At 35.9% G+C, this 17,957-nt stretch carries 11 protein-coding genes; 7 read left to right on the top strand and 4 right to left on the bottom strand.

Going from position 1 to position 17,957, the window contains the following annotated elements; translation table 11 throughout:
* Positions 1–40 precede the first annotated feature (40 nt).
* The gene (gene dnaE / locus BW926_RS08560; protein WP_076446189.1) at positions 41–4,714 is read right to left on the bottom strand and encodes a DNA polymerase III subunit alpha; all 4,674 of its coding nucleotides are present in this window, start codon (positions 4,712–4,714) and stop codon (positions 41–43) included.
* 242 nt (positions 4,715–4,956) lie between these two features.
* On the opposite strand from dnaE, the gene BW926_RS08555 reads away from it, so the two are divergent.
* The 3 genes from BW926_RS08555 to BW926_RS08545 all read left to right on the top strand — a co-directional run bounded on the left by BW926_RS08555 (position 4,957) and on the right by BW926_RS08545 (position 10,341).
* A complete protein-coding gene (locus BW926_RS08555; protein ID WP_076446187.1) occupies positions 4,957–7,071 on the top strand; it encodes a S8 family peptidase in 2,115 nt (704 codons plus the stop codon).
* Positions 7,072–7,144: 73 nt separating this feature from the next.
* Positions 7,145–9,217 carry an alpha-ketoacid dehydrogenase subunit alpha/beta gene (locus tag BW926_RS08550; protein WP_076446185.1) on the top strand — a complete coding sequence of 691 codons (2,073 nt, stop codon included), beginning with the start codon at positions 7,145–7,147 and terminating at the stop codon, positions 9,215–9,217.
* Between the two features lie 92 nt (positions 9,218–9,309).
* A complete protein-coding gene (locus BW926_RS08545; protein WP_076446183.1) occupies positions 9,310–10,341 on the top strand; it encodes a bestrophin family protein in 1,032 nt (343 codons plus the stop codon).
* A 271-nt stretch (positions 10,342–10,612) separates the two neighbouring features.
* On the opposite strand, the gene BW926_RS08540 is transcribed toward BW926_RS08545, so the two are convergent.
* Positions 10,613–11,617 carry a glycosyltransferase family 2 protein gene (locus BW926_RS08540; protein WP_076446181.1) on the bottom strand — a complete coding sequence of 335 codons (1,005 nt, stop codon included), beginning with the start codon at positions 11,615–11,617 and terminating at the stop codon, positions 10,613–10,615.
* Positions 11,618–11,827: 210 nt separating this feature from the next.
* On the opposite strand from BW926_RS08540, the gene BW926_RS08535 reads away from it, so the two are divergent.
* Positions 11,828–12,835 (top strand): SDR family NAD(P)-dependent oxidoreductase, encoded by a 1,008-nt coding sequence (locus BW926_RS08535; RefSeq protein WP_076446178.1) that lies wholly within the window; start codon positions 11,828–11,830, stop codon positions 12,833–12,835.
* Positions 12,836–12,967: 132 nt separating this feature from the next.
* Positions 12,968–13,774, top strand: a complete 807-nt coding sequence (locus BW926_RS08530; protein WP_076446177.1) for a helix-turn-helix domain-containing protein — start codon at positions 12,968–12,970, stop codon at positions 13,772–13,774.
* A gap of 431 nt (positions 13,775–14,205) precedes the next feature.
* Here BW926_RS08530 and BW926_RS08525 read toward each other — a convergent pair whose 3' ends face one another.
* On the bottom strand, positions 14,206–14,805 hold the full coding sequence (locus BW926_RS08525) for an HD domain-containing protein (protein ID WP_076446253.1): 600 nt from the start codon (positions 14,803–14,805) through the stop codon (positions 14,206–14,208).
* Between the two features lie 2 nt (positions 14,806–14,807).
* The gene (locus BW926_RS08520) at positions 14,808–15,494 is read right to left on the bottom strand and encodes an XAC2610-related protein (protein WP_076446175.1); all 687 of its coding nucleotides are present in this window, start codon (positions 15,492–15,494) and stop codon (positions 14,808–14,810) included.
* Between the two features lie 294 nt (positions 15,495–15,788).
* Between BW926_RS08520 and BW926_RS08515 the strand changes: the two genes are divergently transcribed.
* Together BW926_RS08515 and BW926_RS08510 are read left to right on the top strand one after the other, a co-directional pair.
* Positions 15,789–16,118 (top strand): PadR family transcriptional regulator, encoded by a 330-nt coding sequence (locus tag BW926_RS08515; RefSeq protein ID WP_029295092.1) that lies wholly within the window; start codon positions 15,789–15,791, stop codon positions 16,116–16,118.
* Positions 16,119–16,128: 10 nt separating this feature from the next.
* On the top strand, positions 16,129–17,853 hold the full coding sequence (locus BW926_RS08510) for a PspC domain-containing protein (protein WP_076446173.1): 1,725 nt from the start codon (positions 16,129–16,131) through the stop codon (positions 17,851–17,853).
* The last annotated feature ends 104 nt before the right edge of the window (positions 17,854–17,957 follow it).

The raw sequence follows: 17,957 nt of genomic DNA, 5'->3' as shown, positions 1-17,957 counted from the left end.
GTAAATCCTGATCCAAAATACTCATAATAGAATTTTCAATTTAATTCAAATAAAACTCATATTTATTAAGCAATTGAATTTCTTTTATTAAATCTTCGTTTAAATTCACTGAATATTTCATCGACTGAACCTCCAGATGCTCAACCCGGGCATTATCATCCACATTTTTGATGTAAAATTTTAGTTTCTGATTTCCTTGATTTCTTTCTAAAACCGATTTAAAAAAGATTAAATCTTCTGGCCTGAAATCCATGACATCCATCACCAGAGAAATGCTTTTTGCAAATCTTTCAAAGGCTTCCTGAAGCTCAATCACTTCATTGACATTAACAAAAACACGACCATCCTTAACCTGAGCAAATTTGATCTTTAAAATAACAAACCGCTGGACTTCAAGCTTTTCCTTCAATCTCATATAATCGCGGTCACCCAGCCTGAAAGAATAAGATCCCGAATAATCTTCCAGTGTTAAAAAGGCCACCTTTTCGCCACTTCTGAAACCGTCTTTTACAACATATTCTGTGATAAGGCCTGCTACAGTGTATTCTTTTCCGCCACCGTTTTCTCTTTCTTTCTGTATGGTTTTCCAGTCTTTTTTCTTTTCTTCAAACAATTCTTCCTGCTTGTTCGCAAAAGCCTGCTCTTTATAAGCATCCACCTCATCTAGATTCAAGAAATGGAAAACACCTTTCGGTTCGGCTTTTTTCGTGATCTCCTCCACAATCTCTTCTTCTCCTGCCAGCACATCATCAGATACAATTTCTATCAATTCCGCAACATCTTCCGGCGTGTCCTGCTCTAAAACAGGAGCCTCGTTAATGACAATCTTTCCAACCTCATCTTTCTCCAAAACTGCTTTTTTTGAAAGCTGCCCCTGCATAAACTGAAATTGATATTTAAACTCATCCAGTGGGTGCGCAGAAAGATAGAAACCAATAATTTCTTTTTCTTTATTAAGCTTATGCATATTCGGCCATTCCGGGCAGGGTGCCAGTTTCGGCTGTTCAATCTGGACTTCTTCTGCAAAATCTGCAAAAAGAGAATTTTCCATCTCATTTTTACTTTCCTGGAAGCTTTGTCCGTATCTGATCAGCCTTTCCAGATTGGTTCTTCCCACCATGTCAATATCAAAATACTGACCTCTGTGGAATGCATCCAATTCGTCAAAAGCTCCTGCCAACACTAAACTTTCCGCTACTCTTTTGTTCATCTGCGAGGGTGGAATTCTTTCGAAAAAATCATAAATATTCTTAAATCTTCCGTTGGCTCTTTCCCGTGTAATTGCTTCACTCGGTCCTTCCCCAATACCTTTAATTGCTCCCAGCCCAAAACGAATCTGCCCTTTTTCGTTTACCGAGAATTTGTATTGAGATTCGTTAACATCCGGCCCTAAAACATCAACGCCCATACTTTTACAGTCTTCCATAAACATGGTAATCGAATCTGTATTGTTGATGTTATTACTCATTACACTCGCCATATATTCTGCTGGATAATTAGCTTTTAAAAATGCCGTCTGATACGCTACAAATGCATAGCAGGTCGAGTGGGATTTGTTGAAGGCATATTCTGCGAAGGCTTTCCAGTCGTTCCAGATTTTTTCCAGCCTGGTTTCGTCCAGATTATTTTTTCGTCCTCCTTCAATGAATTTCGGGTACATTTTATTCAAAACATCGATCTGCTTTTTACCCATCGCTTTTCTCAGCGTATCAGCCTCACCTTTGGTAAAGTTGGCCAGTTTTTGGGATAAAAGCATTACCTGCTCCTGATAAACAGTAATTCCGTAGGTTTCCTTTAAATATTCTTCTGTTTCCGGTAAATCGTATACAATTTCCTCGATTCCGTGTTTTCTGTTGATGAAATTCGGGATATATTTAATCGGACCTGGCCTGTAAAGGGCATTCATGGCGATGAGGTCTGCAAAAACCGTTGGTTTAAGTTCCCTCATATACTTTTGCATTCCGGGACTTTCGTATTGGAAAATCCCTACCGTTCTTCCTTCTTTAAAAAGCTGATAGGTTTTTGCATCATCCAGCGGAATAAGATCCGGGTCGATGTCTACTTCATGCCTTTCCTTAACCAGCTTCAAGGCATCTTTAATGATCGTTAAAGTCCTTAAACCAAGGAAATCCATCTTCAGAAGGCCTGCACTTTCCGCTACGGAATTATCAAATTGGGATACTAAAATATCCGCATCTTTTGCAGCAATCGTTACCGGCACCAGATTACTCACATCTTCCGGTGTGATAATCACCCCACAGGCGTGAATTCCCGTATTTCTGATGCAGCCTTCCATTTTTCTTGCACTCGCCAAAACGTCATGGCGCGGATCTGTAGGACTATCAAGAACCAATCTCATTTCATCAACGAGCATTTGCTCTTCCGGTCTTAATTTATCATATTTCGTTAAAGCTTTTGCAATATTCATCCCCGGTGTGGATGGAACGAGCTTCGCGATATTATTCGTATCAGGAATCGGGACATCCAGTACTCTTCCGGCATCTTTAATGGCAGATTTCCCACCCAAAACCGAATAGGTAATGATCTGCGCTACCTGATTCTGCCCATATTTATCGATTACCCATTTGATAATCTTGTCACGACCTTCGTCATCAAAGTCGATATCAATATCCGGCATGGAAACCCTTTCGGGATTCAGAAACCTCTCGAAAAGGAGATCATATTTAATTGGATCCACATTGGTAATTCCGATACAGTAAGCCACTGCTGAACCTGCTGCTGAACCTCTTCCCGGACCTACCCAAACCCCCATTTTACGGGCTTCATTACAGAAATCCTGTACGATAAGGAAGTAACCGGGATATCCGGTATTAGCAATTACTTCCAGCTCAAAATCAAGACGTTCTTTGATTTCATCGGTAATTCCTGTATCTACGTATCGTCTTTTTGCTCCTTCATAGGTTAAATGCGTCAAGTAAGCCATTTCACCTCGTTTTCCTCCGTCGACCTCATCTTCAGCATAAATAAATTCTTCCGGAATATCGAATTTTGGTAGAAGTACGTCTCTTTTTAAAGTATATGGTTTAAATTTCGCAAAAAATTCTTCATAAGCTTCGAAAGCATCGGGATAAGCAAGAAACGCTTCTTTTATTTCGTCAGAATTTTTGATATAATATTCTCCCGTAGCCAGACCTCTTCTCTTCCCAAACCCTTTTCCAACAGGTGTTGACAGTTTTTCGCCATCTTTGATGCAGCTTACAATATCCTGGATATTGGCATCGTCTTTATTGGTGTAAAAGGTTTCGTTTTGTGCTAAAATTTTGACATCATATTTGTCTGCAAAATGCAGCAGAACGTCATTTAAGTGCTCTTCTTCAGGTAGCTTGTGATTTTGAAGCTGAACATAAAAATCATCCTGAAAAGTTTCTTTCCACCATCTGAAAAGTTCTTCCCCTTTTTGCTCACCGGTATTTAAAATTGCATCCGGAATATCGCCGTGAATCCCTGAGGTTAAAGCAATTACCCCTTCTTTATATTGAGCAATCAACTCCCGACTTACCCTGGGAACTCCAAAATAGAATCCTTTTAGGAAGCCTATACTTGATAATTTTGCCAAATTTTTATATCCGTTAAAATCTTTTGCCAGTAATACCACTTGCGTCCTTCTGTCGGGGTCATCTTTGGTAAACTGCTTCTGTTCATAACGATCAGAAATATAAAATTCGCAGCCCACAACAGGAATTAAAGGCTCAGAAACAGGTTCTTCTTCATTAAGTTTTTCTCCTTTTTCTTCCGCTTCCTGCTTTCTCGCAAGGTAATCTTTATGCTTTTTTGTACGGTCTCCATTAGCATTTTCCACTGCTGACACAAACTTAAAAGCACCCATCATATTTCCCAGATCTACCATTCCGACGGCCGGGAAATTATCATCCACAGCTTTTTTAATCAGGTCATTAATGCTTGACGTGGCTGATAAAGTTGAAAAAACACTGTGATTGTCGAAGTTGAAATATTTTCCAAGGTCAATTTCGTCAATACTTCCGAAATCCTGTTGTTTTTTCTTGTTATGAAAGTCTGCAACCTGCCTTCTGATAATGATACTGAAAGGCTTGATCGGATCCGGATACAACGTTTTGAAATAGGTAAGCTGATCTTCAGAAATTTTTAAAACTTCTGAAGGAATCACTCCGATTCTCATCATTTCGAAAAAAACCTGAGCTGTTGCATTTACGTCGGCTGCCGCGTTGTGCGCTTCATCGAACTTATGGCCGTATAGCTTTTCGTAAAGCTCTTCAAGCTTCGGTGGTTTAAATCTTCCATTTTTTCCTCCTCCAAGCTGACAAAAATCCGTACCTAAAATCATGGTATCGGCTCTTGGCTTTTCCTGAAGGTTGTCTTTTATTTTTTTTCTGTAAAATTCGGCTCCTACAATATTGTAATCGAACTCAACATTATGCCCGGAAACGATTCTTACTTTTTCTAAAACTTTGGCAAATTTATTTAAAATTTCTTCAAGGTCGTGGCCTTCTTCATTGGCAATTTTTGTTGTAATTCCGTGAATTCTTGCTGCATTGAAGGGAATATCATACCCTTCAGGCTTTATGATATAATCCTGATTTTCTATTAATGTTCCGTCATCATCATGCAACTGCCATGCAATCTGAACCATTCTTGGCCAATTATCTGAATCTGAAAGCGGAGCATTGAAATTCTTTGGTAAACCTGTGGTTTCTGTGTCAAAAACTAAATACATGTATTTTCTTAGCTTTTAATTAAAAGAGAATGTAAAGTTACTCCAATTTTTTCAATTCATTACAAGGTTACAAAACCATAAAAAATTCAATTAAAACCACATTGAGAATAAAAATTCTTAGCATAAGAAAGGAAATTTAAATGAATTAATAACAAAAATTAAAATTTAACATTCATTAACATACCAATTATTGAAATATATATATAATTTAGTTGAAAATTTAAAATATAAATGTAAGGTATATGAAAAAACACATACTTTTGGTAAGCACTTTAGCAATAGGCTTAATGAGTGCTCAAAAAAATGAAGATTTAATGAGGATGTTTGAGAAACAGAAGCTTGAAAACAATGAAAAATTTGACTCCTACATCTCAAAACGTTATGGTACATCCAGAAACAATGAGATCACTAAAGAAATTGAAAAGCAAAGAAGTAAGCTTGCCGGTTTCACACCAGACGGTAAGCCTTATTTTAATGAAGAAAATGATTTGGATCAAAATAAAAATTCTAATGCAGATTATCTTCAGAATGGTACAATTACCGGATTGACAGGATCTTTCAACGGTGAAAATATCAAATATACTATTTTTGATGGCGGAAGAGCTTTTGGGGGACATCTTTTTTTTAATAATGCGCCCAACAGAGTGAATAATAAAGAAGCTTCCACAATGAATTATAGTGCCCATGCAACAGCTGTGACCAGTTTTATTGGGGCTAAGGATTATCCATATACCCTTACTTTTACTAATGGTACTACTCGTGTTACTAATTTCAGAGGTATTGCACAGAACGCTACTTTTGACAACTATACTTTTGGAACAACTACCCTCCCGGGAAACACATCAACAAGCAACGTTTTTCAAAAAATACTTTTAGCACAGCCAAAAATCTCTAATCATTCATATGGTACTAACCCAGGATGGAATTACGATGAAGTTAATGGTACTGCTGTATGGATGTGGAACGGTGCTTTTGTAAGCCCATCTACATCATATGATTTACAGGGAGCATATCTTACAAGCGATCAGAACTATGACGATATAGTCTACAGCAATCCATCTTATGTCATTGTAAAATCTGCAGGAAATTCCTACGGAATGGGACCTACAGGGGATACTATGCCAAAATATTATACAGATGATAACGACAATCCTGTACAATTTGCAGCAACAGATGTAATTCCTCAAAATAACTGCGCAATGGGGTATGACTGTATAGGAACAGGATCTTTAGCCAAAAACATTATCATAGTTGGAGCTTCTAATATCCTTACTGCTACTGATAAAAGATATGCCACCGCTTCTGATGTCATTAAATCTGATTACAGCAGTGCAGGACCAAGAGATGACGGTGCTGTAAAACCTGACATTATCACTACAGGAACAAATGTTGCTCATGCCTCCACTGCCGAAAATACGACCGGAAGTAATCTAATTGACGTAGGCAGCGGAACTTCATATTCAGGCCCTATTGTTACCGGTATCATCGGGGTTTGGATGCAGGTATATAAACAATTGAACCCAGGAATGGAGCTTAATGCTGCTTCTGCAAAAACATTAATGGTTCATTCAGCTTCTGAAGCAGGAACTGTGGGCCCTGATCCTTGGAATGGATGGGGATATATCAATTCTAAAAAAGGAGCAGAATTATTGGTTGCAAAATCAAACAATACAATCATTTTTAATAATGAAACTTTAAATAGTGGAACACCTAACAAAAAAAATGTAATAGCATCTGGTTCTGAACCTCTTAAAGTAACTGTTTCATGGATTGATCCAGCATATGTAGTTCCACAAAACCTTACATATGCCCAAGCTCATAACAACAGAACTTCAAGACTGATCAATGATTTGGATGTAAGAATTATTGATACTACTGACAATACCGTATATTATCCTTGGAAACTAAACGCAAATTCACCTATGACACCTGCCACAAAAGGCGATAATATAGTTGACAATGTGGAACAGGTTGTAATTGAAACACCTACGGCCGGAAGAACTTACAAGATTGAAATTTCCAATAAAGGAAATTTAGTAGATAATACAGGTATGAGTGCCCCTCAAAATTATGCAATAATGGTAACAGGTTATACTCAGGAAATTTTAGGAACTGCAAATACGGTGAAGAATGATTTTATAATAGCTCCTACTATAACCAAAGATTTTGTAAAAATATTAAAGGCTCCAAAGAAAAGTACATTTAACATTTATGAATTATCTGGTAAAAAATTACAAGATGGTATAATTAATTCTGATGAAACATCACTAGATTTATCATCTTATGTGAAAGGAATCTACATCATTGAAGTGAGAACTGGCAAAGATATTATTAGTAAAAAAGTAATCAAAGAATAATAGATATTTCAAATAAAAATTACAAAATGCTAACAGTTGTTAGCATTTTATTTTTTGTTTATCTTTGCTTTCTATGGAAAATACACTTCACGAGAAAGTTTCTCAGGATATTTTGCTTAAGGCTTACCACCACATGATGCTTGCAAAAGCAATGGCAGACATTTACGAAGAAAACAGAAATATTTGTAAATATGTTCATAGTACTTCAAGGGGCCACGAAGCAATTCAGCTGGCAACAGCTTATCAGCTAAAAAACGAAGACTGGATTTCTCCATATTATAGGGACGAAAGCATTCTTTTGGGAATTGGTTTTGAACCCTACCAACTAATGCTACAGCTATTAGCAAAAGCTGACGATCCTTTTTCGGGAGGAAGATCTTATTATTCTCATCCTTCAAGCAGAGATAAGGATAAACCAAAAATCATTCATCAGAGTTCAGCAACCGGAATGCAGACTATTCCTACTACAGGTGTTGCGCAGGGGATCAAATATATCCAGGAGTTTAATCTTCAACAATTTGAAAATAATCCGGTTGTTGTCTGCAGCCTTGGGGACAATTCTGTAACAGAAGGTGAAGTGAGTGAAGCGCTTCAATTTGCAGCATTACATCAATTACCAATTATTTTCCTTGTTCAGGACAATGAATGGGGAATTTCGGTAACGAGAGAAGAAGCGAGAACCTGTGATGCTTATGATTTTGTAGCCGGATTTACCGGTTTAAGCAGAATGAGAGTTGACGGAACAGATTTCATCGAAAGTTTCGAAGTAATGAAAAAAGCAGTTAATTTTGTAAGAAACGAAAGAAAACCTTTGGTAGTCTGTGCAAAAACAGTACTTATTGGGCATCACACCTCTGGAGTTAGAAGAGAATTTTATAGAGATGAAGAAGATTTAACGAAACATAGAGCAAAAGATCCGGGAGAAACTCTTAGGAAGCATTTAGTGGATTCAGGAGCTAATGACGAATTATTAAAACAAATCACTAAAAAGGCCCGTATAGAAGCAGAAGAAGCATTCGAAAGAGCTAAAAATGCAGAAGATCCAAAACCTGAAACGGTTTTAAACCACATTTTTGCACCAACTCCGATCACAGAAGAAGTCGGAACTCGTGAACCTGCAGGTGAAGAAAAAATAGTAATGGTCGACGCCGCCATTCATGCAATCCAGGAAATCATGTGGAAACATCCGGAAGCTTTGTTGTACGGACAGGATGTTGGAGAAAGAATTGGAGGTGTTTTCCGTGAAACTGTTACTTTAGGAAAAAAATTCGGGAGCAAAAGAGTTTTTAATACAGCAATTCAGGAGGCATATATTATTGGCTCTACAGCAGGTATGAGCGCGGTTGGTTTAAAACCGATCGTTGAAGTACAGTTTGCTGATTATATCTATCCGGGAATCAACCAGCTGATTACAGAAATTTCAAAATCAAGTTATTTAAGCCAGGGTAAATTCCCTGTAAGCAATATCATCCGTGTTCCGATCGGGGCTTACGGAGGTGGTGGGCCTTACCACAGTGGTAGTGTTGAAAGTATTTTAGCGAATATTAAAGGAATAAAAATTGCCTACCCAAGTAACGCTGCAGATTTTAAAGGTTTATTAAAAGCGGCTTATTATGATCCGAATCCGGTAATCATGCTGGAGCATAAAGGTCTTTACTGGAGCAAAGTTCCGGGGACTGAAGATGCAAAAACAATTGAACCTGCTGAAGATTATATTTTACCTTTCGGAAAAGGAAAAGTGATCATTGAAGCTGATAAGGAAGAAACTGAAAAAGGTAAAACTTTACTAGTAGTAACTTACGGAATGGGTATTTATTGGGCAAAAGAAGCTGTGAAAAGCTTTAATGGCAGAGTTGAGGTAATCGATCTGAGAACTCTAATTCCTCTTGATGAAGAATTGGTTTTTGAAAGAGTGAAAGCTCACGGAAAATGTATTGTTTTGACAGAAGAGCAGCTAAACAATTCATTTGCAGAAGCCTTTGCTCACAGGATATCTAAAAACTGCTTCAAATACCTTGATGCTCCGGTTGAAACGATGGGATCATTGGATACTCCGGCAGTTCCAATTAATTTAATATTGGAAAAAGAGATGCTTCCAAATGCGGAAAAACTTTCTAAGAAAATAGAAGAAATGCTGAGATTTTAATTCAGACAAAAAAATTATCCTCTAAAATTTTTTAGAGGTTTTTTGTATACTTTTTGTTACTTTGAACAAACTTTTAGAAAGCCATACAATTTATGATCACAACTAAATATGTCAACTACAGACAAGTTTTCAATTTATCCGGATTTCATGTTATTCTGATTTCTATTTGGTGTACATTGATTGCAGTACTTTTTCATTTTTTTCACTGGGACTGGATGATTATTCCATGGGTTCCGGTGGCTCTTATCGGTACCGCTGAAGCTTTTTTGGTGGGTTTTAAAAATAATCAAGCTTATGATAGATTATGGGAGGCAAGAAAAATCTGGGGCGGAATTGTAAACTCCAGCCGAATGTTTGGTTCAATGGTCTATGCATTTGATACGACAAATGAGAAAATAAGAAAATTCGACCTTGAAGACCGAAGAAAAAAAATCGTTTTTAGGCACATCGCATGGCTGTATGCTTTTCGCGAACAACTTTTGGTTCCGACTGAATGGGAGCACATAAAAGTTGAAGAAGACCATTTTAAAAATGTTGACCAAAAGCGTAACCGACTAATCAAAGCAGGCTTTCCTGATTATGGGAGAACACCTATTTTCCTCAACAAATATTTGTCCGAAGAAGAAAAAGAACTGCAATCTCATTATAAGAATTTTGCAACGTATCTTATTTCCCAGCAGGCGAAAGATGTGAATGAACTTAAAAATATGGAAGCTATTTCAGATTTCAATCAAAAGCAGCTGCAGGATTGTCTGAATGAATTTTACACTTTACAGGGACAGGCAGAAAGGATTAAGAAATTTCCTTTGCCTAGACAGTTTGCGAGTACAGCATTCATTTTCAATGTTATTTTTATCATGCTGCTTCCATTAGGTTTGGTGAGTGAATTTGCAAAACTGGGAGATTGGGGAATTTGGGCGTCTATTCCGTTCTGTATTATGATCGGATGGATTTATATCATTATGGAACTCGTAGGCGATTATTCAGAAAACCCTTTTGAAGGGCTGATGTTTGATATTCCAATGCTTTCGATCTGCCGAACCATTGAAATCGATCTTTTACAAATGACAGGAGAAATCGATCTTCCGGATCCTATTGCTTCTAAAAACGGAGTTTTAGTTTAGAAATTTAAAAACTATACGATTTATATCGAATTTATTTTTATTTTTTTAGGAGCATTTTTGCTTTCCATTTCGAAAACGCTATTAGAAATGAAGTTCTTATTCATTCTTTAACGAAATTTATTAATGAATGCAGTAGGAAAATTTGGATATTTGGCAATGAATTTAGGATTTTATAAAACAATTGTCAACTTGAAAGATATATAAGTTTCTAAATAAAGCAATGAAATTCTTTCAGAAAGGGAAACTGAGAATTATTTTTTGTAAGCTTATATCAATTTTTATGAAAATGTTTTGGGAAAGCTTCTTCCGGTTTCATCCTGAAAACATTCAACAGAATCCAGGATTTTAAAAAGCCATATCCATACGAAAACATTTGAATGTAAGTAGAAATCACGGCCATCCCAGCAATACTGATATTTTTGGTTATAAATAAGGCATGAAATAAAACCATAAAGGTATACAGCCCATAGAAAGCCAGAATAATACCTCTTCCAAGAATAAAATACTCCAAAAAACCCATGATATAGCCTAACAAAAACAACGTAGGGAAAGCAAACGAAATTTTCACATAATTTGGATGTCTTTGATTAAGAATAGGCCTTGCGCATCCAAACTGATAGACCTGCTTCGAAAACTTTCCAAAGTCTACCCTGCGTTTGTGATAAACAGCAATGTTGTCAAAAAAAACTGTTGTAAATCCATTTTCCCAGAGCGTCATAGAAAGGTCAGGATCTTCACCGATTCTCATTTCTGAAAAACCTCCTACTTTTTCAAAAACCTCTTTTTTCACACCCATATTGAAGCTTCTCGGCTGGAATTTTGAAACTGATTTTTTACTTCCCCTGATCCCTCCTGTCGTAAAAACAGAAGTCATTGAATATGAGATTGCTTTCTGCATCAGATTAAAGCCTTTGTGAGCCTTATCCGCTCCACCAAAGGCATCGCAGGGAATTTCAAGAATACTTTTTTTAATATTTTCAATATAATCCTTTTCTACAATCACATCGCTGTCTACGAAAACCAACCACTCGTTTTCTGCCCTTCTTGCCCCATAATTCCTCGACAGCCCCGGGCCGGAATTATCTTTCTTATAATATTTTATGGTTAAAATCTGTTCAAAATTATTAACCGTAGGCTTTAAATCAATCAGAGAACCATCATCCACAATAATAATTTCAAACTCTTTATCTATCTGCTGAGTAAGAGAATTTAATAACTCGAAAAGCTCATCTCTTCGATTAAAAATGGCAATGATAATGGAAATTGTAGACTTCAAATTGAAAATTTTTCAAAATTACTTATTCACGGAAAAATGCGCAAACAAGTTTTATAATAATTAAACGGAAAGCACAGCAAAATAATATCTCAGTTCTTATAAAATCACAAAATATGGCATTTCAAACAAAGTAAATTGGTATTTTAAACAAAATGATCAGTTTTACATCCACCTAACTTTGTCTGAAGAAAATTTTAAAACAATTTAAAAATGAAACTTAATAATTTACAACACCCTATCAACTCGGGTTTCAATGCAGCATCCACAGCAAATGAAGTTATTAGCGGAATTGATCTTTCAGAAAAAATCGTAGTTATAACCGGAGGCTATGCAGGAATCGGATTAGAAACCACAAAAACTTTAGCTTCAGCAGGAGCCACGGTAATAGTTCCTGCGAGAGATCTTGAAAAAGCAAAAAAAAATCTACAAGGCATTGAAAATGTAGAAATTGAAAAACTGGATTTGATTGATCCCCAGTCTATCGAAGCTTTTGCAGAAAAATTTATTTCTACAGGAAGAAAATTAGACTTATTAATCAACAACGCAGGCATTATGTGGGTTCCTTTAAGAAAGGACAGCAGAGGAATAGAATCCCAGCTGGCAACCAATTATTTAGGACCGTTTCATCTTACAGCAAAATTGTGGCAGGCTTTAAAAAACGCTAACGGAGCAAGGGTTATCAATGTTTCGTCATACGGGCATCAGATGTCTCCTTTTGATTTTGAAGATCCGAATTTTGAGAATAAAGAATATCATACTTTAGCCGGCTATGGACAATCTAAAACTGCAAGTAATTTATTCGCTGTGGCATTGGACGAAAGGGCAAAAAAATTTAATGTGAGAGCCTATTCTTTACATCCTGGATCTGTCTACGGAACTGATCTGGGAAGAGAAGAACCTATGGATTTATTTATACAAATGGGGACACATGACAAAAACGGAAAAATCAAGCCTGAAGTCGAAGCCAAACTAAAAACCATTCCTCAAGGCTCTGCTACAACAGTTTGGTGTGCAACAAGTCCGCTCCTTGAAAATATGGGGGGCATTTACTGTGAAAATTGTAATATTGCAGAAATCGATAATGGGCAAATCGAGCACAGATTTGATGACCCCTTGACTATCAGAGGAGTTCAGCCCTACTCTATTGATCCCGAAAATGCAGAACGGCTTTGGAAACTGAGTGAGGAAATGATCGGGTTAAAGTTTGACATTATTTAATTTGGATGGAAGTGAGAAGCTGGAGCATGGAAGTTATTAAGAACATAAAATTAACTCTATCAAATCTTTCAGCAGCCAACTCCCAGCTTACAGCCAAAAATTTATTTAAATTTATCCTTGAAATTAAAGACAATGGATTTTCATATTCAATATATTACACCGGATATTAAACTTTCCACCTACGACGATAAACTTTTCAAAACAGAAACGGTTTTTGAATTTCATATGCTGGTCTGGTTTATTTCCGGTGAAACAAAAATTATTCAGACCGATAAATCTTATCTTTTCAAGGCAGGAGATATTTTCCTGATTCCCAGAAATCAACTAGCAACGATCATTAACTATCCTAAGGACGGACTTCCGCATAAGGCAGTGGTAATACATTTAACAAAAAAACGTTTGAAAGATTTTTATACTACATTAGAAATTACAGAGAAAAATATCCGCAAAAATTCTAAAATTTATAGTTTTGAAAAACATCCGTTGCTGGAAAGCTTCATGGCCTCACTCATTCCTTATTTTGAAATGAAAGATTGTTTTCCTGAACATATTGCTTCGTTAAAAATCATAGAAGCGATAAGTATTTTAAGAGAAATTGATCCTAATATAGACTCTGTTCTTACCGATTTTGAAGAACCCGGAAAGATTGATCTGATCAATTTTATGGAAAAAAATTATATGTTTAATATGCCTTTGGAAAAATTTGGGTATTTAACTGGAAGAAGTTTATCCACTTTTAATCGGGATTTCAGGAAAATTTTTCACACAACTCCTCAACGATGGCTTACCCAGAAACGGCTCGAACTGGCATTTTATCATTTGTCTGAAAAAAATAAAAAGCCTTCAGATGTTTTTATGGAAGTTGGTTTTGAAGACTTTTCGCATTTTTCTTACGCTTTTAAAAAGCAGTATGGCTTTGCGCCGTCGATGGTAAGATGAAAATGGCATCATAAACTTGTTCTTGGAAAAATCCCGGATTATTATGATCAGTTTTCTGTGTCTCTCTAAACTGCTCTCTGGAAACGTGTAATAAAAGCTTTGTTGTAGAGTTGTGCATATGAATGATACATTTTTTAATGTATAGTTTTTATTCATCTTCGTGTTATTCTGCTGTTTATAATCTAAAATTTTTTAAATTCATTGCAATATGATTTTAATATCTTTTATAATCTATTGGTTTTTAGTTATAATGTAAATATCGTCCCTTAAAGCAACAGAGCACGTTGTATTATAATAAGCATGAAATTGAAAATACCTCCACAAAAGTATGGTATAGATTCCTACGGAATGACAAACTTTGCACTCCTTAAGCTGAGAATACCTTGTTTAACTAAAAAAACACACATTCAAATTTTTTGTCTCGCTTGCTTTCATAAAAACGATTTCAAAACCTTCTCAGACTCCAAATTTTTAATCAGTAAATGCAGAAACGCCTCTCCCATTTCATCAGATGCCCTGCTAATTGCATTTTCAAGCATACTCCTGATTTGTTTTTCCGTTACTTTTGCTTCCGTCCAGCTTTTTCCTGAAGTATGGGAATTTAAAATAAAGGGCATAATCCTGTCAATAGCACAGGCAAAAATAGCATCAGATGTTTCTTCCTCTTCAAATTCAAGCCAAAGATTGAAAAACTCAGATTGCAATGGTTCATCGAGAATTCCAAATATCTTTTGGGCAGAAACTTTTTCCCTTTCAAACTTACCTATCATTGCGACTTCATCAAAAAGAAAAGTATCTCCAGCTTCAATTTCGACTAAATCGTGAATGGAAAGCATTCTGATTACTCTTAATAAATCAATATCTGCTTTGTTTTTCGCATAAGGATAAAGAATTTGAGCCAAGATAATGATCTGCCATGAATGTTCAGCCATATTTTCTCTTCTGGAATCATCTGCATTGTAATTTCTTCGCTGTACATTTTTCAATGCGTCAATAGCAAGAATAAAATCAATTTCTTTTTGTATTTTCATCATTAATTTTCTTTATAATATTCGTTGATTGGATATATTTTAGTATTAGTGATCCATTTATCATCAATGAATTCTTTTCTTGTTACAATTACCTTTTCTCCTCCCCTTGCATCCTCTTCCAACTCATACACTTTAAACAAACCTCTTTGCGGAAGTACCGTATATTCTGTAGTGAGATGCCAGCAGCAGCCTGATTGGGAATATGTAATTAATCTTTTTCTTTCGGAATCTGTATTAAACATTCCTAAATTCCCGTGGGCCAGAGCAGTCAGCTCATCATTGAGAACAAATTGTTTTTTCGCACTATTAAATACATAAACATCATAAGATGGTCCACTATGTCCACTTACATTACCATTTCTCATGGCTACATCTTCTGTTCCGTCAAAATTAAAATCATCAAAAATTAATGGGCTTTGTTCGTTATAGATCTGAATAATATTAGCAGTTGGTTTTTGGTCTTTATCCAAATAAAAATTTAAATTATCAGAAACTAGGGTTTGAAGATTTTTGGAGGTACTTTTCTTGAATAGTTCAACAGTTGCCTTACCCTTACATTCACTGTCATCACAGTTCTCAACATTAATTTTTACATCATAATTTTTTGAAGCATTTTTCAGTTCAAACTGATGTTGTGCGTAACAGAAGTTCCATGAAATAAATATCGACAATAATAATGTATACTTCATCTTTAGTAAATTAAAATTCTTATTGTTTTTGAATCAAAATCCAAGACCAAAAGTACAAAAAATTAAATTTTTATAATGAATCTTTATTCGGTTTAAAGGCAGAGAAAATTTCATTAAAATTTTATTTATATGATTATCAATTAGTTAATAAAGTTAATTAACATTTTTTACTACTTTGTATTGCATAATACCATTTTAATTATATATCTTTGTAATGTAAAATCAGAATAGGTTCATCTAGCTAGGAACTTAAACTGAATTTAGAATATAACTAATTAACAAAACTTATTAAAGATGAATACTGAAAATACCAAAGCGCAAATGCGAAAAGGAATTCTGGAATTCTGTATTTTAAGTCTCATCAATCATCGCGAAATGTATGTTTCCGACCTTATAGATGAACTAAAAAAAGGAAAGCTGGACGTAGTGGAAGGTACACTCTACCCTCTTTTGACAAGACTGAAAAACGGAGAATTCCTCTCCTACAGATGGGAAGAATCCACTGGAGGACCACCAAGAAAATATTACCAGATCACCGAGAAAGGTAAATTATTTTTAGATGAACTTCAAAATACCTGGAACGAATTAACAGATTCTGTCAACCAAATCACTCAAAAAAATTAAAAACAAAGCTATGAACAAGACACTCTCAATAGGACTCGCAGGTTTTTCTTTTACCATAGAAGAACACGCATATATAAAGCTTAGCGATTACCTGAACGCGCTGAGAAGCTCACTGGACGCTTCGGAAGTAGATGAGGTAATGCATGACATAGAAATCAGAATGGTGGAAATCTTCAAAGATTCCCTAGGAAAACGTGAAGTGATCAACGATACAGACGTAGAAAGAGTAATTGCACAAATCGGAACTCCTGAAAAAATCGAAGAGCAGGAAGAAGCTTATTATTCTGAGAAAAACAATTCCAGAAAAGGCCATTCGGGAACAGAATATACTGATAAAAAACAGTTATTCCGTGATCCTGAAAGACAAAAAATCGCAGGGGTGTGCGCGGGCCTTGCCCACTACGTAGGAATGGACATTACCGCAATGAGAGCTATCTGGCTGGGAATTTTCGTATTAGGAATTTTCACAGCAGCCATCTCTTCATCTCTTGTAGTATTGCTTTACATCATTCTTTGGATCGTTTTACCAAAAGCTGAAACTGCGGCAGATTTCCTGAAAATGAAGGGAAAGCCTATGAACTTCGACAATCTTAAGAATGAGTCTAATAAATTGGTACAATTTGCCAACGAATCTACTCAGAGGGTCGGAGAAATCTATATTGAAAGCAAGCCTTACATCAACAACGCCGGAAGCGGAGTATGGAATGTAATACGATATATTTTAGGTGGTATTTTCGCACTGATGTCATTCTCCTGTTTAATCGGAGTATTTGTAATCTTCGGGTTCATGGGAAATAATGATTTCCCGCCGATCAGCCAGATGGACTTCTATTTCGATAACGACGGAATGAAATACGTAATCATGGCAATGATTGTTTTAGGAAGCTTAATTCCTGCAATGATCTTCGGATTATTAAGCATTAAATTAATTTCTCCAAAAACAAAATTGAGAAATACAGGCTGGGTAATCGGAGCTTTATTCCTTGGATTGATCGCGGTATCCACTTATTTCGGAGTAAGCATGGCGAAGAAAGAAATGTTCCTGAAAGGTCATAAAGAAGATACGGAAGAGGTTGCGATCAATACAAAATCAGACAGCATCTATGTAGACTTCAAGCAGGTAACGATTCCTCAAAACTTCACAGGATACGACAATGATCTTTATTCTGACAAAGTATCAGTATTTGAAAAAGACTGGATCCATGTAGAAGTAACGAGAAAAGCTGATATTAAAACGCCTTATTTAATCATTAAAAAAGAAGCAAAAGGATATAATCTTCCTCTAAATGTAAATGTACCGGTAGAAGTTGTAGACAACAAAGTGATTCTTCCAAACTACATCAAATATCCTTACGAACACCGTTTCAGAGATTACAATATCAATTATGAATTGGTAATTCCTACAAAATCAGTTGTAATCCCCGTAAAAAGAGACGGAATCGATTTCGACGGAGATTTGAATGGAGACGGAATCAACGATGATGATCAGGATAAAGATGAGCACGGAAACATTAAAATTGAAAAGAATAAAATCACCGTAAACGGCTCTACCATTGAATATAGCTCTGACAATAAAGACAGCGACAGCATTATAATCAACGGAAAAAAAGTTCCGAGCAACCAGGCAGATAAGGTAATTGATTCTATGAAAAGTAATATCAAAAATATAAAAGGCGGCAAACTGGATATTAAAGTAAACGAGGACAAAAACGAAATTTCTATACAAACTAAATAATTAACTGCAGAGAGTGACAGAAGGTGTGAATGGACAACCACAACCGTTTGAAATTCACACTCTTCTTCTCTCAGAAACAACAAAAAAATATTGATTTTTAGTTC

The organism is Chryseobacterium sp. RU37D (assembly GCF_900156075.1).
GTDB lineage: Bacteria > Bacteroidota > Bacteroidia > Flavobacteriales > Weeksellaceae > Chryseobacterium.
Note: the sequence above shows the minus strand (reverse complement) of the source record. Positions and strands in the feature narration are given on the sequence as shown.